Annotated in this window: 16 protein-coding genes and 1 riboswitch; of the genes, 7 read left to right on the top strand and 9 right to left on the bottom strand. The window is 51.3% G+C overall.

Features of this window, described 5'->3' with window-relative positions; translation table 11 throughout:
- Positions 1-144: 144 nt before the first annotated feature.
- From AN477_RS12545 to AN477_RS12530, 4 genes are all read right to left on the bottom strand, one after another.
- On the bottom strand, positions 145-1,371 hold the full coding sequence (locus AN477_RS12545; RefSeq protein ID WP_245631814.1) for an MFS transporter: 1,227 nt from the start codon (positions 1,369-1,371) through the stop codon (positions 145-147).
- 153 nt (positions 1,372-1,524) lie between these two features.
- Positions 1,525-2,760 (bottom strand): winged helix-turn-helix domain-containing protein, encoded by a 1,236-nt coding sequence (locus tag AN477_RS12540; protein WP_054969509.1) that lies wholly within the window; start codon positions 2,758-2,760, stop codon positions 1,525-1,527.
- A gap of 19 nt (positions 2,761-2,779) precedes the next feature.
- Positions 2,780-5,173: a bifunctional diguanylate cyclase/phosphodiesterase gene (locus AN477_RS12535; protein WP_054969508.1), complete on the bottom strand. Its 2,394-nt coding sequence runs from the start codon at positions 5,171-5,173 to the stop codon at positions 2,780-2,782.
- A 361-nt stretch (positions 5,174-5,534) separates the two neighbouring features.
- A riboswitch (cyclic di-GMP riboswitch) is annotated at positions 5,535-5,618 on the bottom strand.
- A 181-nt stretch (positions 5,619-5,799) separates the two neighbouring features.
- Positions 5,800-6,327, bottom strand: a complete 528-nt coding sequence (locus tag AN477_RS12530) for a 5' nucleotidase, NT5C type (protein ID WP_054969507.1) — start codon at positions 6,325-6,327, stop codon at positions 5,800-5,802.
- 164 nt (positions 6,328-6,491) lie between these two features.
- Here AN477_RS12530 and AN477_RS12525 point away from each other — a divergent pair, with 164 nt between their 5' ends.
- Together AN477_RS12525 and AN477_RS12520 are read left to right on the top strand one after the other, a co-directional pair.
- Positions 6,492-7,457 carry a hypothetical protein gene (locus tag AN477_RS12525; protein ID WP_054969506.1) on the top strand — a complete coding sequence of 322 codons (966 nt, stop codon included), beginning with the start codon at positions 6,492-6,494 and terminating at the stop codon, positions 7,455-7,457.
- 799 nt (positions 7,458-8,256) lie between these two features.
- A complete protein-coding gene (locus AN477_RS12520; protein WP_157061946.1) occupies positions 8,257-8,664 on the top strand; it encodes a hypothetical protein in 408 nt (135 codons plus the stop codon).
- 202 nt (positions 8,665-8,866) lie between these two features.
- On the opposite strand, the gene AN477_RS12515 is transcribed toward AN477_RS12520, so the two are convergent.
- Positions 8,867-10,039 carry an acyl-CoA dehydrogenase family protein gene (locus AN477_RS12515; protein WP_054969504.1) on the bottom strand — a complete coding sequence of 391 codons (1,173 nt, stop codon included), beginning with the start codon at positions 10,037-10,039 and terminating at the stop codon, positions 8,867-8,869.
- A 145-nt stretch (positions 10,040-10,184) separates the two neighbouring features.
- Positions 10,185-11,174: an NADPH:quinone oxidoreductase family protein gene (locus tag AN477_RS12510; RefSeq protein ID WP_054969503.1), complete on the bottom strand. Its 990-nt coding sequence runs from the start codon at positions 11,172-11,174 to the stop codon at positions 10,185-10,187.
- Between the two features lie 374 nt (positions 11,175-11,548).
- On the opposite strand from AN477_RS12510, the gene AN477_RS12505 reads away from it, so the two are divergent.
- Positions 11,549-12,169: a histidine phosphatase family protein gene (locus tag AN477_RS12505; protein ID WP_054969502.1), complete on the top strand. Its 621-nt coding sequence runs from the start codon at positions 11,549-11,551 to the stop codon at positions 12,167-12,169.
- Between the two features lie 87 nt (positions 12,170-12,256).
- Here the strand turns inward: AN477_RS12505 and AN477_RS12500 are convergent, their stop codons facing one another.
- Positions 12,257-12,904, bottom strand: a complete 648-nt coding sequence (locus AN477_RS12500) for a polysaccharide deacetylase family protein (RefSeq protein ID WP_054969501.1) — start codon at positions 12,902-12,904, stop codon at positions 12,257-12,259.
- Positions 12,905-13,082: 178 nt separating this feature from the next.
- On the opposite strand from AN477_RS12500, the gene AN477_RS12495 reads away from it, so the two are divergent.
- Positions 13,083-13,586 carry a cupredoxin domain-containing protein gene (locus AN477_RS12495; RefSeq protein ID WP_054969500.1) on the top strand — a complete coding sequence of 168 codons (504 nt, stop codon included), beginning with the start codon at positions 13,083-13,085 and terminating at the stop codon, positions 13,584-13,586.
- Between the two features lie 192 nt (positions 13,587-13,778).
- Here the strand turns inward: AN477_RS12495 and AN477_RS12490 are convergent, their stop codons facing one another.
- Both AN477_RS12490 and AN477_RS12485 read right to left on the bottom strand, forming a co-directional pair.
- Positions 13,779-15,566, bottom strand: coding sequence for an MFS transporter (locus AN477_RS12490; RefSeq protein WP_083486244.1), 1,788 nt, complete (start codon positions 15,564-15,566; stop codon positions 13,779-13,781).
- A 79-nt stretch (positions 15,567-15,645) separates the two neighbouring features.
- The gene (locus tag AN477_RS12485; RefSeq protein WP_245631813.1) at positions 15,646-16,095 is read right to left on the bottom strand and encodes a helix-turn-helix domain-containing protein; all 450 of its coding nucleotides are present in this window, start codon (positions 16,093-16,095) and stop codon (positions 15,646-15,648) included.
- Between the two features lie 461 nt (positions 16,096-16,556).
- Between AN477_RS12485 and AN477_RS12480 the strand changes: the two genes are divergently transcribed.
- From AN477_RS12480 to AN477_RS12470, 3 genes are all read left to right on the top strand, one after another.
- The gene (locus AN477_RS12480) at positions 16,557-17,906 is read left to right on the top strand and encodes an outer membrane protein assembly factor BamB family protein (protein ID WP_169787887.1); all 1,350 of its coding nucleotides are present in this window, start codon (positions 16,557-16,559) and stop codon (positions 17,904-17,906) included.
- A 325-nt stretch (positions 17,907-18,231) separates the two neighbouring features.
- The gene (locus AN477_RS12475; RefSeq protein ID WP_054969497.1) at positions 18,232-18,729 is read left to right on the top strand and encodes a YfmQ family protein; all 498 of its coding nucleotides are present in this window, start codon (positions 18,232-18,234) and stop codon (positions 18,727-18,729) included.
- 289 nt (positions 18,730-19,018) lie between these two features.
- Entirely contained in the window at positions 19,019-20,662 is a 1,644-nt protein-coding gene (locus AN477_RS12470) for a S53 family peptidase (RefSeq protein ID WP_054969496.1), read from the top strand.
- The last annotated feature ends 2 nt before the right edge of the window (positions 20,663-20,664 follow it).

Genomic DNA, 20,664 nt, shown 5'->3' with positions numbered 1-20,664 from the left:
TCTGGAAGTCCATCTAAGAGGTCTTTTGAGGATACAGTTCCCTGGTTTGGAATACTTGCACCATGGGGACTGTATCGTCATCGTATACGGCTCTTCTAATGCAAGTCTTGCTCTGAATTAGGCAGTCACTCCTTCCGAACCGATTCAGGCAGTCACCCCTTCCGAACCGAATCGTTCATCGTCAACCACGGCAAAGGCTTGCTTGGAAAACGGCAACAAGAAACTGAGTCCACCGATAATCGGGCCAATCCCTGTCAACAGCAAGACAATCCAGAGATGCACGTAGATCATCAATGTACCGAGGACGGCGACACCAATCGGAGTGGCCATGCGACTCATCGTGCCCAACGTAGAAAACACACGCCCTCTGACTTCTTCCGGAACCATCATCACCCGGACAGCCCCTCCTGCACCGTCGACGATACCGAGCATCAGTCCAGCAGCAAACATCACCGCAATGTCCCAATACACATTTGCCCATGCCCCCGTCAATGATACCCCTGCACCGAGGCTGGTTAATGTGATGCAGTCTATGAGTCGATAGCGAAACCGTTTGGCGACCGCACCTGCCACCAAACCACCCAGGATCATCCCAATCAACAGAGCTGCCTCAAGGCTGCCAAGGACGAACGCAGACCCGTGCATTACGTTTTTGACCCAGGGTACGATGACGATGCCAAACCCGGCGAGGGAGAAATTGTTTACGGTAGATGTGAGTCCCGTCTGCAGCAGATAACGCGACTTTTTGATCACGGTCAATCCCTCCTTCCACTCGGCAAGAAGGGATGTGCTTGCCTTTCTATCTCTTTTTGGTTCCGGACTTCGTACAAAAAGCAGGCTGACTACGGAGAGAACGAAAGACACAGCGTCACCTAGGAACAGTTTCGATGCCCCAAGAAGGCCCATGAGGGCGCCCCCACCGAGCATGCCTCCAAGCGACGCAAATGCTGAGCCGGACATATTCAGGCCGGATGCTGCAGCGAGATCGTCGGACCTGAGAATGTGAGGGATTAGAGCACCATACGCGGGGCCGAAGAAGGTACCGACGACTTCGACAAGAACAACGATACTGACAATCCAGGCAAAGTTCGGTGTCATGAAATACGACATCGAGAACAGTGCGAACAGGAGAATCGCCCGGATGACATCTGAAACCACCAGCGTGGCATGTTTTCGCCATCTGTCCACAAAGACCCCGACGAAGATCCCAAGGATTGGCGGCAGCGACATCGCAAAGCCGGTGATGGTCAGTGCACTCTTCGAGTGGGTTAACTGCAGTACGTACCAAAGCAGGGCAATTCCATATAGATTGTCACCTACGGTTGAAACCAATTGCCCGGAAAACAGGATCACGAAGTTTCGATTCTTCATCAGAGTCACCCGGATTCACTCCCATCTCAATATGGGATTCATCATAACGGGTGATTGTCAGAGGAATGTCAGAGAAGCTGAGGAACACCGAAAGAACTGAAGAGCTAAGCAATGTCGGAGGAAACCGAGGAACGTCAGAAGAGCTGAGGAACCTCAGAGAAGAAGCTCGGTCAGGTATTCACGCAAGCGACCGGCTAACAAGGGCAGGTTGTACGTTCGAGACAGTGTCTGCCATACCCGCTGGTACTTCGCATAGAGCGTTGGGTTAGGATATAAGACGTCAAAGAAGTACAGCATTTCATGCAACCGTCCAATGTAATAGTGAACAAATCCAATTTCCTTCAGGTGCTGGAGTCCAGCATCAAATGCAAGGTCGGCCTGCATTGCATTCTCATGAACGGCCCATGCAAAGAACCCCTCGACAATCTGCAAGTACGCGCTCTCCCGCTGCCACCCCAAGTCATAAACCGTCTTTTTTGCAATGTCGAGCTTCTTACAAGCTGTCACGGTGTCTCCGAGGAACAACGAGAACATGGCATCCCGAATCCTCACCAGTCCAATATAACCATCGAGATAATCCGGCATTGCACTGCATGACATTTCTGAATCCGCCATTGTGGTCACCGCTTTTTCTCGCTGGCCAGTTTTCAGATATAACATCGGGAGGTCGAAAGTGATGAGTTCTAGGTGATGCTCTGTCCTTAGTACGTAACTCTCTATCGCACGTTCCATGAAAACCAGAGTCGACGCATGGTCGAACTGAATGTCATCGTACAAGCTGAGCAGCCAAAACAAACGCTCGGACAATGGGAGCGTGTCATCTTGAATGATGGACTGATAGTCCCCTTCCATAAACCGAATGGCGTAATCCAATCTCGTGTCCATCTGAATGCCAAAGACCTCTGGATTATCTGCCATGGCTTTAATACCTTGGCCTGTACCGTTCACCACATAGAAACGATACATATCTCGAACGTGCTGTCTGTATGCGGGGTTCTTCAACAACGGATTACGCTTAATGAGGTCTGAATTGAATCGATTGCGGCGCTTTTGCGGAGTCGGGAGTGCAACTCGAAGATGACGAGGACCTGGCTTGTCAGCGTCATCCTCTGACAGTATGAGCAATCGGTAGCCACGTCCCCGTACGGTCTCAAGTTGAAAACCTTTTGCCGCAGGCCCCAGCTTCTTGCGGAGTCGATAAATGTGGTCATCCACAGTCCGATCAACAGGTGACTCCATTGTCCAAACCGCGTCGAGAAGTGCTTCACGGGTAAACGTTCGATTCGGGTGCTGTATGAGAAACTTGAGTAACTGATATTCCTTTGGTAAAAGCTGAATGGGTTCATCGTCAAGAACAAGTGACAGATGCTCATCATCGAGAAAAAACACACATGTCACCCCCGCTTCCTTACATCGAAACCGGATCGTCACACACCAAAAACTGTGCAGAGAAGCGCTTCGAACCGCCGTTTTGCCAGTCAAGTAACCACGCAGTAGCTTCCGGTCCTGTCATGGGCCGGGCAACGTAATAGCCTTGCACAGCGTCGCAACCTCTTGCCCTCAGGATCTGCACTTGTTCCCGATTCTCCACACCCTCGGCGATCGTTTTCATGTTTAAAATACGGCCCATATCGATGATTGCACGCACGATCTCTTCATCGTCTTTACTATACCCAAGCTTCTGAACAAAGGACCGGTCAATCTTCACCTGCTCCGGCCGAAACCTTGTCAAGTAAGACAGGGAAGAGAAGCCGGTTCCAAAGTCGTCAACAGCAATGATAGCCCCTGTCTCACGCAGTTCACGAAATACAGTCTCGACAAGTTCAGTCTGTGAAAATGCGATGCTTTCTGTCAATTCACAAGTGAGGTGGTCGCCTGTTAATCCGACATCATGGAGAATCCCTCTCAATACCGCTGTGAACCCCGGTTGACAGACTTGAACGGACGAGATGTTCACCGAAACCCTGGTGTCGATGCCAAGAGCGAGCCAATCCTTCATCTGGGTCGTGGCCGTTCGAAGAACCCACTCACCGAGATCAGACATACTGCCGCTGCTCTCTGCGAGCCGGACGAATTCGGCAGGCGAAATCCATCCAAACACAGGATGATTCCAGCGCAGGAGTGCCTCCATTCCGAGGACGTGATAATCCAGCAGACAAACCTGTGGTTGATAATAAAGCAATAAATCATTGTTGTATATGGCTTCACGAAGGTCAGCTTCAATGACAGCTGTCCGCGTGATCCGTTCCGTCATAGCTGACTCGAAGATTCGCCATCTGTTTCTGCCCTGATTTTTCGCCTCATACATCGCAATGTCCGCCAAACGGTAGAGTGTTTCCAAGTCGTCTCCGTGTTCCGGATAACACGCCATCCCGATGGAACAGGTTACGGTCAGGCGATGGCCTTCAATGCAGAATGGCTCTGCCAATATCCATCGCAAGGTGTCCATTAGCTTAGACGCCTCTGTCCTTGTGGTGTTCCTCATCCAGATGACAAACTCGTCGCCGCCTACACGTGCGTAAACATCCTCTGCGCGCGCAATCTTCTTTAGCCTGCTCGAGACACTGACAAGCAGTTTGTCGCCGACCGAATGCCCAAGCGTATCGTTGATGTGCTTAAAGTTGTCTAGATCCAGAAAAGCGAGAAAACATGTCTGAAAGGTATTAAAGGTATTAAAGGTATTAAAGGTGTTAGACGAAGCTTTCAGATCGGCGGTTACCTGCTCCGTTAGTGACGTGCGATTGGGGAGGTCTGTAAGCGGATCGAAATACGCCAATCGACGAATAGCTTCCTCTCGCTGCTTGGTGTAGGTAACATCTCTTTCGATCGAAATGAAACTCTCCAGCATCCCGGATTCAGGGTGTCGGAGCGCTTGTACCTGCATTGAAACCCAGTATGTATTTCCATCTTTATGATAATTCAAGACCTCTGCTTCGAAAGACTCTCCAGCTCGGACTTTACTTCGCATCATCTCAGTCGTTTCTCGATCCGTTTCGGGTCCCTGAAGGATGGAGCCGGGTGTCCGCCCTTGAACTTCATCAAGCGTATACCCGGTCATGCGGTGAAACCCCGCGTTCACCCATTGAATGCGACCCTTTGTGTCCGTGATGATGACTGCGTTGTCCGTACGTTCGGCGACTACGGCCAAGCGTTGAGACTGCCGTTCGCTGGCGAGGAGGGCTTCATGATCGCGTTGTCGCATCTCCATCAGAGCCAGCCGTTCGAGTGCCAGCCCCACGTCTGATGCAAGGTCCTCCAGCAGTGCCAGAACCGGCCCTGAGAAGGCATTCGCTGTTGATTGATAAACGGTCATTACCGCATGAACTTGGCCCTGTTTTAAAATCGGAAATGATGCTGTTCCTTTCCAGCCATATCGGGCAGTCCGATGTTGCCACGGAGCCGTGCTCGAATCATCTCCGTAATTCTGAAGGACCACGGTTCCCGCTTCCCGCCAAGCCCTCCCGGTCGGCCCGTTCCCCTCCGGTTTGTTCGCATCGATCGATATGTAAATGTCAGACAGATAGTCTATACCAACGCCGTAAGAAGCCGCCGGGGTAATTCGGTCTGTCCCCGTTTCCCTCTGACCAATCCATGCCATTTCAATCTTTCCGATCTCAACAGCAATACGACAGACTTCAGAGAACACCTGGGACTCATCATCATACGTGAGCAGCATCCGGTTCACCATGCCGCGCGCACTGACCATATGTTCATACTTTTCCCTGTCGACAGATGACCCCTCATGACCATGCGAGTTTAGTGGTCTCTCATTCAGATTTTTCGTGTCTCGATCCGCACCCATGACGTTGTCTGTCTCCTCACATGAAAGGTCCTCTGTGACTGGGAACACATCTGGCGTAAATTCGCACCTGCACCCGCTCAAAAGCCCTGCAACTCCAGATTCACAACTGGACTGATAACGTAATTCAAAATCGGACTGAAATGCCTAACATAAAATCAGACTGAGAGGCCTAATTCACACCCAGGCTGACACCCTGTTCACAACCGGACTGAAATGCTTAATTCAAACCCGGACCGAGGGGCCGAACAAATTTTCTTGATATAAATTTTCTTGATATAAATTTTCTTGATATAAATTTTCGTGATATAGATTTCCCTGATATATAAAAACAAAGTGCCCCTTCTCACCTGGGCACTTGAGCCTTAGCAGCTGGCTGACATGACCAATGGTCGAAGTCCCTGTAGTTTTGCGTCACTGCGTTTCCGCAGCTTTGCCCTGAATTCTGATATGTATTTCCGTGTACATCACTCGTTAAATTCGACAGAAACAGACATAATCCTTCATATCTATGCACTCTATCCAAAATGCAGCCAGTAACCAGCCACCTATGATCCACTGACGATGGGCCTCTGCATCCACTGACGCAGGCCATTTCGGTCCACTGAGGCTGGGCGTATGCATCCACTTTATTTTGGGAGGAAATGTGCTCTAACTTCCTCCCAGTCCTTCACACGAACGTATCCGGTTTCGTGGATGTTGTGGGGGGCGCTGTACAAGATCCCTTGTCCTACAAAACGTTTGAAGTGCCGAACGCTGTCATCAATTAAATAATCCGCATGAATGATGCTCTTGTCTCCGCAAAAGACAAAGTTACTGTCCGACAGAAACGGAAAGTGCTCCTTCAACCATTCGAATTTTGCTGCAAACGAGGACGGGCGTTCCATCGCTGCAGTTGCGATGAATATTTCGTACTGTTCACTGAGCTCAGCGATCACCTCTTGACTGCCCTCGATAACATCAAGGTCGCGGAAAAACATTGGATCGTTCAGAATCTCTAAGATGTCCTTTGCCTGATGGGGACGAAGCGTCCACAGACGGTGGCCTTCCAAATCACTGGTTGTCAACGAGTCGGAAAAAAGCGCATTATAGAGCTTGATGTGTTTGCCAGCAAAGTCAGCGATCACCTCGTCCATATCAATGGCGATCCGTTTCATGACATGTCCTCCTGTCTGTTTCCCGAATTTGCAGTCCAGCCCTAATCGACGCAGGCGTCGTTGTCGACAGGAAACGACCAGATTGCCGTGCTTGGCGTTTGACCCCCAGAATGGGCCTGTCCTTCTCGAATCTCTCTTGACGTGTCAGAAAAGGGGTATTTGCAATGACTACCACGATGAATGTTACGTCGCACCCTGTCCTGAATTCTGTCGTGCACCACCCATTTAACTCTGCGAGCAGAGACGTCGGATGCAGTGAGTTTACCGAAGCCGAGTTTCTGCAGGCTCTCCAACCCTACCTCTCTACATTAAACGATGCCCTCGGTACAAGCCAGTTGGACGTGCAACGATTGTGGATGAACATGATGGTCGGTGAAGTTATCGCCGTTGAGTTCGACGCAGGCACCCTCCTGTTTCATGTGCAGGGCCGCGCATTTGGGCACTACATTGACATGCGTTTTGCCTGTAACAAAGACCAGTGGACTATCACCGCAGTGACGTCCGTCCATACGCGACCTTTTTGGCGATCTCGCTTAATCACCACCCTTGTCGCATGTGTTGTGGGAATGCTTGCCACCGGCTTTATCGGTTACACGATGGCTGCACAACGATCCCCCATATCAAAACAAACCGTGCAAAGCTGGGCCACACTCCACGGATACACGTTGGTCCCGAGTGCGGGTTCAAGTCCCTCTTCTGCGGTAGCGATGGGAAACCAGAGCGCTTCGGCACCGTCTGTTCCGAACTCTAGTGCGTCAGGTGCTTCAGGTGCATCCGGTTCATCAGCGACGGGTTCAACTGCAACCGGTTCGTCCGCAAAGGGTTCAGCTACGGGCAATGCAAAGATGTCTACAAAGAAGCCGTCTATAGACAAGTCGAGCTCGGCAAAAGCGGCTGCCGCGAGCAAACCGTCTTCACCACAAATCTATCATTTCACCCTTACCTCGGGTATGCCGCTCCATGACATCTCCGTCTTTCTGCAACAGCATCACCTGGTTGGTAATGCGTTCGCCTTTGACCAAGTGCTACACAAAACAGGCGTGGAAAAATACGTTTGGCCTGGCACCTATACCTTTCACAGCAATATGACTCAGAGTCAAATTCTCCAGGAACTGAAGAGCAAACCATAGTGAGCTTTTTCGATAAAGGTGGCATGCTCGTGTTTCTGCATTCGCTCTCCCGGGATGGACAAGGTGTTCACAGTGCTGGGCAGAGCCGAGTTAAGTCGCTGTGGCCGACTTAGCTCCCGGGTTCAGCAGCCACTCGGCCGCATCAAGTCGTTCTGACCGACTTAACTTCGAAAAACACCGCGGCTTAGTCGCTATGACCGACTTAACTTCAGAAAAGAGCACGGCTTAGTCGCTGTGGCCGACTTAGCTCCCGGGTTCAGCAGCCACTCGGCCGCATTAAGTCGTTCTGGCCGACTTAACTTCGAAAAACAGCGCGGCTTAGTCGCTGTGACCGACTTAACTTCAGAAAACAGCCCGGCTTAGTCGTTCTGACCGACTTAACTTCAGAAAACAGCCCGGCTTAGTCGTTCTGACCGACTTAGCTCCCGGGTTCAGCAGCCACTCGGCCGCATTAAGTCGTTCTGACCGACTTAACTTCGAAAAACACCGCGGCTTAGTCGCTATGACCGACTTAACTTCAGAAAACACCGCGGCTTAGTCGTTCTGACCGACTTAGCTACCGTGTTCAGCAGCCACTCGGCCGCATTAAGTCGTTCTGACCGACTTAACTTCGAAAAACAGCGCGGCTTAGTCGCTGTGACCGACTTAACTTCAGAAAACACCGCGGCTTAGTCGCTGTGGCCGACTTAGCCCCGGTGTTCAGCAGCCACTCGGCGTAGAATTAAGGAACGAGGGAGTATTTTTTTGTCCTCAATTCAGCGTGATCATCCCGAATCTGTGCAACAGAGCGGAGAATGTTTTGTTCTTTACTATGGAAGTACCTAGCCGTATTTGTTCGCTACGCCCATCGGGCCTGCACGCTGCCTCATTCCTCGTTCGGTCGAATGCGCAGGCCAGCCTGCGCATTTCATCAATGTACCGCATGACGAACATGATGGTGGCGATGATGGTGTGGAAAATGGAAGGAGTGCTTCTTATCGTCTTGTGGATGATCGGAGATGCTCTCCATGGGTTCGGTATACTTCCATGCCTCTTCGTTGATCCTTTCCACCCGTTCCTTGAACTCCCGCAACGTGCACTCGTTGAAATACTGGACTTCAAACATGACACTCTCGCCTCCGGCAAACCTGTTTTGGTTGTTCATTTCTCAATTCCCAACCACAATTTAGTCCCGGAGCAAAACTTCAACAAGACACAAACGTTCTAGTCTGATTTGGTGAATGACGTTCTTAATCCAATTTGGTGAATGACGTTCTAATCCAATTTGGTGAATGACGTTCTAATCCAATTTGGTGAATGGATAGGGGCTCGGCACCAGCCGAGCCCCCTCCAAATTTATTACTAATAAACCATTAAACCGTGTGAATAAACTTCCGAATAAAACGTGCGCAAGTATACGCCTACACAAGTTATACCGAGTCGCCCAGTTTCACGTGGCCCTTCAGCAGGTTGCGGGCGATGATCATGCGCTGAATCTCGTCCGTACCATCATATATGCGCCACAGTCGCGCTTCGCGATACCAACGCTCAATCGGGAGTTCCTTAGTGTAGCCCATGCCGCCGTGGATCTGTAAAACGCGATCGACAACGCGATTCCCCATGTTTGCCCCGTACAACTTAGCGATAGAGGCGTAGTGGCGGTTATCCATGCCTTCATCGAGCATCCATGCAGCGTTAAACACCAACCATCTGGCAGCTTCAATCTCGACGGCAGAGTCAGCAATCATCCACTGAATTGCTTGCCGCTCGGAAATCGGTTTGCCGAACGTCACGCGCTGCTTCGAGTAGTCAATCGCCATCTGGAGAAGGCGCTCTGCCGCACCAACTGCGCGTGCGCCCACAATCCAGCGCGCGAATCCGATCCACTCGAGGCCGAGGTTATACCCCCCGTGCAGTTCACCTAGGATGTTCTCTTCCGGTACACGTACATCCTCGAATACGAGTGACGCCGGACCCCATTCCCCCATCGTGTGAATGTATTCTGATTTCCACCCCATATCTCTGTCTACAAGGAAACACGTTACCCCACCGCGTCCCTGAGCTTGGAGTTCCTTGTCGGTGACTGCAAATACCATTGTAAAATCGGCGTCGTTACCGTTTGTGATAAACACCTTTTCGCCGTTCAGGACCCACTCGTTGCCGTCTTTCTCCGCCTTCATACGAATGTGCCGCGTGTCCGACCCAGCCCCAGGCTCTGTAAACGCGAAGCACGACACCCGTTCACCGTTGATGGTCGGGATCAGGTAACGCTGCTTTTGTTCCTCGTTGCCGTAATAGAGAATGTTGTCTGCCGATCCGCCGAAGTTGAACGGAACAAACGTCCGGCCCAGTTCCATCACAACGATGGCTTGCATCATCTGTCCGAGTTCTGCACCTCCGTATTTCTCCGGCGTATTGATTCCCCAGAAGCCGAGTCTCTTCGCCTTTTCTTGGAGCTCTTTCCGTTGCTCCTTGCTGATGCCTTCGCGTCCCTCGCGCTCGTTCCTAAGAACCTGTGCTTCGAGCGGGAACAACTCGTTTTCAACAAACTTGCGCACCGTTTTTTGAATCATTCTCTGCTCATCATTCAGTCGCAGTTGCATCTCAGTCTCCCCTTGATTCCACAAGCGCTGTTTGCGCTTTCATTTTGACGATCCGATTGGATTGATCCGTCTCACCATGCCTATCTCACCATGCCTGTCTCACCATGCCTGTCTTCCTGAGCCTGTCTTCCTCCGTCTGTCTTCCTCAGGCGTGTTCGGGTTTCAGGACCAACTTGCCCCACGTCTTTCTAGTCGCGAGCTGGTTCAACGCTTCCGGCAACGCTGCAAACGGGTACTCCTGAAAGACCAGCGGGAGAATCTTGCCCTCGTCAAACAAGTTCATTAACGCATTGTGGATCTCGATGACCTTCTCCGGCATCAAACGGCGAAAGAGCCCCCAATGCACACCAACGATGGAGTAATTCTTCACTAGAGCGTGGTTGGTCGGTGCATTCGCAATCCGCCCGCCAGCAAACCCAATGACCAGAATGCGGCCTTCAAAGGCGATACACTTGCGGGACAGGTCAAAGGTGTCGCCGCCGACCGGATCGAAAATCACGTTCGCGCCGCGTCCTTTCGTAACCTCTTTCACCACTTCAGCAAAATTTTCACTCAAATAGTCGATGGCGACCTCCGCACCAAGGTCCTTGCAGACCTTCACTTTCTCCGGGCCACCCGCTGTCGCAATCACCCGTGCACCCGCGGCGACGCCAAGTTGAATCGCGGCCGATCCGACTCCACCAGACCCGGCATGCACGAGCAGTACTTCACCAGGTCGGATCTGTGCCGATCGATGCAATGCGTAGTACGCGGTCTGGTATGTAATAAACATCGATGCGGCCTCTTCAAAAGACATCGAATCTGAGATGGGAAAGACAGCGCTTTCAGGGGCACAAACAAATTCTGCAAACCCACCGTTCGGACTGGGTGGCTGAGCCAGCACGCGCTGCCCGACCTTGAGGGAAACGCCATCCCCAACCGCCTGGACGATCCCGGCTACTTCAGCACCCGGCGTGAATGGAAGCGGCGGCTTCTCCTGGTACTTTCCCTGACACAGAAGAATATCGAAGAAGTTCAACGCAGATGCCTTAACCTGAATCATCACTTCACCTTGCGTTGGTGTTGGCTGTTCTTTGTCTTGCAATTCCAGTGCTTCTTCTGGATTGGCAAGTTTGGTGACTACCCAAGCTCGCAAAGGACATCCTCCTTTCCCTGTTTCAAACCTGTCTTCAATTCCGTGAAAACCAAACATCCACGCAGTCTAAACATCGCTCATCCCTGGAACCTAACCCATCTCTGGAACCAAACATCCGCGCAGCCTGACCATCGCTGGAACCTAACTATCTCTGGAACCTAACTATTCGTACAAACCTACCAACCGGTCAGTATGTGGCCATTATATGTCAGAATAGCATAGTGTTCAAATATTTCTGGATTCATTTATGCCTTGTTTCAACCCCTCCTAGTCCCTCATCCGCCGATTTACGCACCACAGCGGCCTAGTTCACACGGACTAGTCTGAATAGGCTTGGTATAATAGAAAGGAACCTACTTGAACGGAGGAACAACATGAAAATCTATTTGGTTCGCCATGGAGAATCGGAACATAACGTAGATAAATCACGAATGGCTCACACGCACGACTCACAGCACGCCTTGACCGACCTCGGTCGTGAGCAGGTTGCACAGACCGGTTCGTTTTTCAGAGACCATCTTGGTGGACAGAGCATCATCTTTGCCTCGCCGTATCGGCGAACCATGGAAACCGCGGCAGCCATACGCGCGAAAATCCCAAGCGACACACCGTTCTATGAAAACCTGCTATTGCGCGAGTGGGAACTCGGCAACCTATATGATTTCCACAACCGAACTCCAGAAGCTAAGAGAGAATTCAAGGCAGCCGGCCAACTCTATTTCCGCTTTGTAAATGGTGAATCACTTGCAGACGTCTACCTCCGCACCGGCCTGTTTATGCAAACCAAGATCATGCCCCTCGCCCAGAAGAACCAGTATGACAACGTCATTCTTGTTACACATGCAGCCTTCATGCATATGATGCTTGCCTTCCTTCTGAATTGGCCTGTCGAAGAGTTGTCCGGATTTCAGCCCGTCGAAAATGCGTCCGTTGTTGTCTTAGAAGAATCGTCAGACGGAGAATACAGCTATGAGAAAGTCTTTGTACCATGTTAAAGGCCGGCTTTATGCTGGCCGTTCTTTGATATACACCTCCAACCAGAAGCTGAAACTCAGCTGCCGATTTCTAATATCCTCTCAATTCTACAAAGTTCTAAATTCATATCCCCGATCACGATAATACCGGATCAAAATGGGTAAAGCCTGTATGGTAAATCGGCTCGTACTCAGCCCGTCGTGAAACAGTACAACAGATCCAGGTCCTGCGGCCCGTTCAACGTTCTGTACAATGGTTGATGCCGATGTCGCACTCCAATCAACTGAATCGACTGTCCAAAAGCTCACCTTGTGGCCGATTCTTCGAATAGCGGGAATTTCCCTCCGATCAATCGCTCCAAATGGCGGACGATAATAAATGGGCTTCCGTCCCACAACATGCTCAATCGCTGTGTCAGCCAATGTAATTTCGGACTTGACAATCGGAAATGGTGCACTGGCAAGATTACGGTGGTCGTAGCCGTGACTTCCAAGTTCATGGCCTTCATTTTGGATCCTGCGTACGACTCCAGGAAGCTCCTTACAGCGGTTTCCGAGGACAAAGAACGTTGCGTGCACCCTCTCACGTCGAAGGATGTCTAGAATCTGCGGCGTATAGATAGCTCCCGGACCGTCGTCAAAGGTAAAGTACATGACTTTTTTCGGCGCCGCTTCTACCTGTCGTAGAGGAACAACAACACATGCCAGAAGGACAAATAAGGATACCAGCCTTTTAGGAACACTGGTGTAATTCAATAAAATCACCTCGAGGGGAGTCAGGATTCCCGCATTACGAGGTATTTATCCGCTGCAAGGCATACCCATCAGATTCACCAAATAGACGAGCCACAAGAGAAAACAAGTTGGTAGCAGTGCATGATCCGATTCAGCCAAATACAAACTAGAACCGAGAACAAGGAGGCTGACGACGAACATGGCAACTGGCGGGACAACAGAAGATATGGCAATTGAAGAGAAAAAAACAAAAGATGTAGTAATCGGAGAGAAAAGAGTAGTTCAGATCAGCGAACGACACAGGGAACCAAACAGGGAAGGAAATAGCATACGACATCTGAAAGCGGCACGGGGGATTCTATTCTCCGTGGGCGCCGCCATGTGGCTATTGTTCACGCCGCTCTCTGCCTATGCGGGCGTACGACAAGTGAACGTACAAATCACGGACCATGGGTTTTCGCCCAGCGTGATCCTTGTAGCGCTGAATCGACCAGTTCAAATTCATGTCGTGAACAATGGACACCAAAACCATCAATTTTCAATTCCCTACTACCGTATCTTTTCCAGTGATCTGGCTCCGGGAGGCGTAACCAATATTGGATTTTCACCTTGGACAGAGGGGAAATTCCAAATGATGTCCGACCCAAGCGGGTTGGATAAGCCCGAGTTTACTGGGCAGTTTGTCGTGGTAGAGGGTAAATAGCAAAAACGTATTGCCTTACGTCACACAACACACCCCTCAAATAAAATGGCGTTCTGTATCTTCGAATACAGAACGCCATTTGCGCAATTTCAACGACCCTTCCAACGACCCTTCCAACGACCCTTCCAGCGACCACTTTAACAACCGTTCCAACAATCGTTGCCTGGACTAGCTTGTCGACGCATTCTGCCTTCAAGTCACCGTCCGACTCGGCTTACGCCCCCCATCTCGGCCTTCGAGTCGGACCACACGATCATCCGAAGACGTTGGTTGCCCAGGCGGGGTGTTTTCGTCTTCGTCCTTGTGGATAAAGTGCTTTCCGCGAAGCAACGAAGCTGCAGCTGCGATGAGAGACATGATGAGAGACATCGTAAAGACGAGCGACAGCCCATGCTTGAATGGACCGCCTATTAACGTCGGGAAAAAGATCTTGCCAACAATGTAATGGGCTTGCTGGACTGGCAGATGAGCTAGAACATTCGCTCCGCCTGGACCAAGCAGGTTTTGCAATGGGTTGTAACCGAGCAGTGCAGCAAACAGAGATGATGTCGGCGGCAGATTTGCCACGAAGTGTGCTGCCGGTGCCGGTACTCCGTGCTTCATTAAGCCGGTTGACATGGCGTTCGGCAACTTCTGTGCCAAACCAGCGATCATAATAGAGAAGAAAACGCCCATACTGAGCATCATGCCCGCGTTCATGAATGTGGAACGCATACCGGATCCAACCCCGCGGTACTTGGCCGGCAATGAGTTCATAATCGCTGCGCTGTTTGGCGAAGCAAACAAGCCCATGCCTAGGCCAATAATGAACAGGTACACCCAGAAGACCCAGTGATTAAAGTTGACTGGCAAGGTCTCGAGGAAATAGAAGCCAACCGCACTGATGAGCATACCGATCGTGGCAAACGCCCGTGCACCGAAGCGATCAGACAGATAACCGCTGAGCGGACCGGCCAGGAAAAAGCCAATCATTTGCGGCAGGGTGTAGAGACCGGCAATCAGCGGCGTGTCTGCATAAGAAACACCGTGCAACGGCAAATAGATGCCCTGCAGCCAGATAATCAGCATGAACTGTAGACCACCGCGTGCAAGAGCCGCTAGAAGACCACTGATGTTTCCAAACAAAAACGCTCGAATCCGGAACAGTGACAGGTCAAACAGCGGTTGTTCCACGTACCGCTCAATAATTCCAAAGAGAATCAAGACGACGACTCCACCGATTAGCCCTGTCAGAACCCAAGGATTCGACCATCCCATAGTATGGCTACCATACGGCATGATTCCATATGTCAATCCAAGCATGACACCAAGGAGACCAACGCCAAGGGTGATGTTCCCCCAAATGTCGAGACGTTGGTTCTGCTGCCTCCGTGACACTTCCTTGAGCGCAATGTATGCCCAAATCGTGCCTGCAATTCCGATTGGAACGTTCACCAGAAAGACCCATCGCCAGTGGCCGGTGTAAGCCAATACTCCGCCGACTAACAGTCCGATCACGCTGCCGCCGATGGCTGCCACCTGATTCAGGCCGAGGGCCATCCCTCGCTGATTGACCGGAAACGCGTCTGTGAGGATAGCCGCGCTGTTTGCAAACAGAAACCCTCCGCCGATACCTTGAATAATGCGGAAGATAATCAACTCGATTTCTCCATTCGTGCCTTTACTCCAGGTCAGGGCCGCAAGTACTGACCCAATCGTGAAGATGAGGAAGCCAAGGTTGTACAGGCGAACACGCCCAAACATATCTGACAGTCGTCCAAGTGTCACGAGCAAAATCGTTGTCGCGACGTTAAACCCAAGCAACACCCACAAAAGCAGGCCCGTCTGCCCGCCCTTCAGTGGATTCACATGCAGTCCGTTGAAAATGACAGGTAAGGCGATAATCAAGATGGTCTGATTGATAGTGGCCATCAGCACGCCTAACGTCGTGTTGGACAGGGCGATCCACTTGTAGTGTGGATGGTTGGCCGTGTTTATCATGCCGATCACCACTCTCCTAGTTCTCAGGTTTCGTTCGATCTCTCTGAGATTGGTTCGACGACAATTTACGCCATGAGTATCATTCTGTCGTACCTTCTATGGATGCAATCTCGGCCCGTAATTTTTTCGTCCTATCCAGCCGTTCGTGGAAGGACTTTTGAACTTCGCGCATCTTATCGATCCGTTCATCGATGTGATCGGCGAGTTCACCAAGCAATTCCGTGTACTCGTCAAGCAATGCTAACTGCGCATCGTGCCCCAAGTTGCCCGCTTGGTAGGTTTCGCGGAGTTTATCGAGATCGCCCTCCACTTGTAGAATCCGTTTGATTTCCTTCAACGAATAACCGAGGGTCTGTTTCAACTCGAGAATCTGCTCCAGTCTCTTGATGGTGCCCTCGTCATAAACCCGGTGTCCTCCGCTGGTTCTGCACACGTTCGGCAGTAAACCAACTTCTTCATAATAGTGCAGTGTCCGGGGCGTAACGCCGAGCCGATTCACCACCATGTCAACCGTCAATTCATCCGACATCACTGTGACAACTCCTGTTTACAAGGTCACCTTGCCTAATCCGTCCTCACACCCCTATCCATTTTCTCGTTGACCGAATTCTTGTTAACCCAACATTTCTGTTCTCGATTATTTAGTCTAACGAAATAAAAACCTAACGTCAACGTGAGGTTTGACGAATCGGCGCCCAAACAAAATGAGCACCTAGGCTTCCCTAATGAACACCTAGGCTTATCTGTGGTGCTTGCCATCGATCGGAGTTGTCGTGTAAAGACCGCACCTACGGTGCTGGCACAACTGGAATTGAAAAACGGTTTATTCATTCCCGCCTCTCATGGTAATCTAATAATTAGTGAGTCGAAATATGTTAGATACTGTCGCGTCGTAAGTGTGATTCCGCCTCAGAGGTATGTGTTTTCAAGTCATGAGGCGGAACTTTGGCCTTGCGACAAAACGATAATCATACAGAGAGGATGGAGTTCATGCCGAAAGTCGCACCAGCATTTATCGCCATCGTAACCTTGATGGGTCTGTTAACCGGTTGTGCCACCTCGAATCAAGGCAACGGAAACCAAATCTCTCCAACGACCAGTGCAACAAAAAATACAGCCGTAAGTCAGCCAACTCCGCCTCCCCAGTTCCCCGCACAGTGGATCAGTTACGGTAACTCGCATGGCAACAACGGTGTCTACAATGTCGAGAACGATCATTATTCCTGGTCTGCGCCCATGGGTAACGTTGCGCACGGCGGTGTGTCTGTAGCGAACGGCGTCGTTTATGTCGGCAGTAACGACAATGCGGTCTACGCGTTCCGTGCCAAGGATGGCAAGCTTCTCTGGAAGCAGACTGCCTTTGATAACCCCGTGATGACGGAGCCGCTGGTGTATGACGGACTTGTCTTCGTCGGATCAGGCGGTAATAACTACGCATCTTCCTCAATCCGCGGGACGGGTAAAAACGTGATCGCCGCGCTCGACGCCAAAACAGGGAAAATCGTCTGGCAGATTCCGACGCAAGGGGAAAACATGCCTTCATTCGATCTCTATAACGGCGTCCTCTACGCGATTGGTGGAGACAGAACTCTGCGGGCGATCAATCCAAAGACCGGCAAAGTCGAATGGACCCTTGATGTAAATGGTGTCGCCAGCATGGCATCCATCAACGTCAAGAATAACGTTCTGTATGCCGATCTCGGTGATCCGTATCAAAGCATCGCCGTAAACCTGAAGACCCACCAGATTATCTACGACAACACAAGTTCCTACACAACGACACAAATGGGACTCGATGATGCACCCGTCTCGGTCGGCAGTGGCCTTGTGTTTACGCAGTGGGGCAAAATCATCAACGCGTCGACTCAGGATTACCAAGAAACTGTGACAGCGCTCAGTGACAAAACGGGCAAAGAAGTTTGGTCATTTACCGAGCCAAACGGTCTCAAAGCAACGCCTGAGGAATACGAAGCTGCAGCCCCGGTGTACTCAGGCGGCATCGTTTACTTTGGCAGCCCGTTCGTACAGAAGCTATATGCCGTGAATGCTGCGAACGGAAAAGAGATCTGGGAGACAAACCTGAAGGGTTCTGCGAACCAGGCACCGGTTGTGTTAAAACACGACATCATCATCGGTGGTGCAGGTGGCAACTTATACGTGGTTAATAAGCAGAGCGGAAAGCTCGTCGGCACCTACCAGTTGCCCAGCGGAGAAATCTTTACGAATGGAGCACCCGTCGTTGTAAACAATGTCATTTATGAGCCGGTTGGCAATCCCAAAACGAAGACCGGATCGATTGACGCTATCCCCCTCACAAGCATCACTGGGTTTCAGCCGTGACAGATCTGCGTGCCTGTCCAGCCCTGCTGCAAAGCTGGTTTCACGCAGCTCCAGCCTCCTGCAGCAGCCTAGCCTAACCTAACCTCAGCTCTAACCTGCTTCTGTCGCATTAGCTTGACACATCTGCAACAGCGCCCGCCAAACGGCAGGCGCTGTTTTTTTGCGCTGATTTCCAGTTTTATCGCGGTGAGTGATATGGGTGGAATCAGTCATCAGACAAGTATCTCCCTACGCGACGAGTCAATAATACTCTTCAACAATCGTCCTCAAAGAGGGAGTCAACACGTTCCTCAATGGCTTGGGCGTATCTGGGGAGGCTTTGAACATGTTGCCGACATGGTACATTCCAGTGTTCATTGCACTTGTGTTGTTGTCCTTTTTTATGACGCCTCCGACCTTTATCGTCAAACGGGTGATGTCGAGATTCCAGCTTCATCCTACGTTGACAGACAAAGATACCATTTTCATGACGCACGAGGCTGGATTCAGTCATGATTCCGAAGTCAGAACGGTTCATGAAGCTGAACTCACTGGGAAAGATAAGGAGGACTTTATCCGGCATTGGAACGCAGCAAAGTTCCTGTATCAACATAAGCAGGGATACTTGGATAGAGAAGGACGAACGTATACAGTCCGGGTCAGTCAACGTGGCATCGATCAGCGCTTCGTGCTGATTCCACGTGACCTGAACATCGACGTCATCAAGCACCAGCCCCGCAAAGGCAAGGTGGCGTATCAAGTGTATTCCCCTGAACTGCTTGAACTTGCGATGGAACTGGCCAACAGAGGTTCTTCGCCCGCTCAGGCAGAGTCGTCGATGTAGGAACTGACCCTAAGACTGGTGCTAAAGACACAATGACAGTGCGATTCTGGTGCGGGTCATAATCGCTCTCCAGTGAGAACATATTTCGATAAAGTTATGTTGTGTAAAAAGCGTGAAAATTATGTAAGTTAAGTGTACATCATACCGATCCGATTTAGACGCCTGAAATCTCCCAAATATCGTGGTAAAATTAGACATGCATCGCCAAAAATTTTAATATTCCGTGTGTTATGATGGAGACTCAGTCGTCGCACTTCTCTTGACCCGATTCGAAAAGGAGATGATGTGCATGGACGAGACTAATTTCACATCGACGAATGGTTCCCCACAGTATATTCCCGTTACAGGCAGTGCGCGGGCTATCGTTCCGGGAGCCACACACGCAGGGCACACAGACGACAACGAAGTCCTGTCTGTCACCCTTCAATTGCGACGGCCTTCAGCCGACGAACTGACCGCTCACGTTGAAGCACTCGGCACCACTCCACCCGCAAACCGTAAACACATGACGCATGATGAGTTTGAGGCGAGTCATGGGGCTAGCGATGATGATCTCAATCTTGTAACTGCCTTTGCCACAGAACAGGGTTTAAGCGTGGAGCGGATCAACAAAGCTGCAGCAACAGTGCATGTGTCAGGAACTGCCGGGGCGTTTAACAAGGCCTTTCACGTCCAGCTTGGAAACTACCAGCACCCAGACTTCACCTACCGCGGGTACGACGGGCCCGTTCATATCCCGGCACATCTGACGGATATCGTCACAGGCGTGCTCGGTCTCGACAACCGTCCACAAGCGAAACCGCATTTTCGCGTTTATCAAGAGGCAGCTGTTCGGTCGAATGCCTTGGCTGCTCCTATCTCCTATACCCCAACCCAAGTCGCCGCACTCTACAACTTCCCAACCAACGTTGATTGCAGCGGCCAATGCATCGGCATCATCGAGCTTGGCGGCGGATACAGCAAGTCAAACCTCGACCAGTACTTTGCGAGCCTTGGCGTACCCACACCAACCATTACATCCGTCAGTGTGGACGGTGGGCAAAACCAGCCGACTGGCAGCCCAAACGGGCCAGATGGAGAGGTCGATCTCGATATTGAAGTCGCCGCATCCGTCGCCCCGGGCGCACACATTGCGGTTTACTTCGCCCCAAACACCGATGCCGGTTTCCTGGATGCCATCACAACAGCGGTCCATGACAAGACCAATAAGCCGTCTGTCATCTCCATCAGTTGGGGTGGCCCGGAGATGTCATGGACAACACAGGCGATGCAAGCCATGAACAACGCCATGCAGAGTGCAGCGGCGCTTGGCGTCACCATCACCGTGGCGGCAGGGGACAACGGATCGACGGACGGTGTCAATGACGGGAGCTTCCATGTCGACTTCCCCGCCTCCGCCCCGTACGCACTCGCTTGCGGCGGAACGCATCTGGTCGGTTCAGGCAGCACCATTGAGAGCGAGACGGTATGGAATGACGGTGCAAACGGAGGTGCCACAGGCGGCGGTGTCAGTTCAGTATTTCCGGTGCCAAGTTGGCAACAGAAGGCCAATGTCCCACCTTCCGCGAACCCGGGAGCAGGAACCGGTCGCGGTGTGCCGGATGTGTCTGGTGATGCCGATCCCGCTACAGGCTACCAAGTCCTCGTCGATGGCCAGCAGTTCCCGATTGGCGGAACCAGTGCAGTAGCACCGCTTTGGGCGGGACTCGTTGCCCTCGCAAACCAAACACTAGGAAAACCTGTTGGGTACATCAATCCGCTGTTGTACAGCATCCCAGCGCAAGACAATGCCTTTCACGACATTACGCAAGGGAACAACGACCCTAATCAGACAGGCCAGGTATATCCCGCGGGCCCCGGCTGGGATGCCTGCACGGGACTCGGCAGTCCAAATGGTACGCTTTTGATTCAAGCCCTCGGACAAATTGGGTAAGA

Source organism: Paenalicyclobacillus ferrooxydans (genome assembly GCF_001399675.1).
Taxonomy (GTDB): Bacteria; Bacillota; Bacilli; order Alicyclobacillales; family Alicyclobacillaceae; genus Alicyclobacillus_B; species Alicyclobacillus_B ferrooxydans.
The sequence above is the reverse complement of the archived record's forward strand: the minus strand, read 5'-3'. Positions and strand labels throughout refer to the sequence as shown.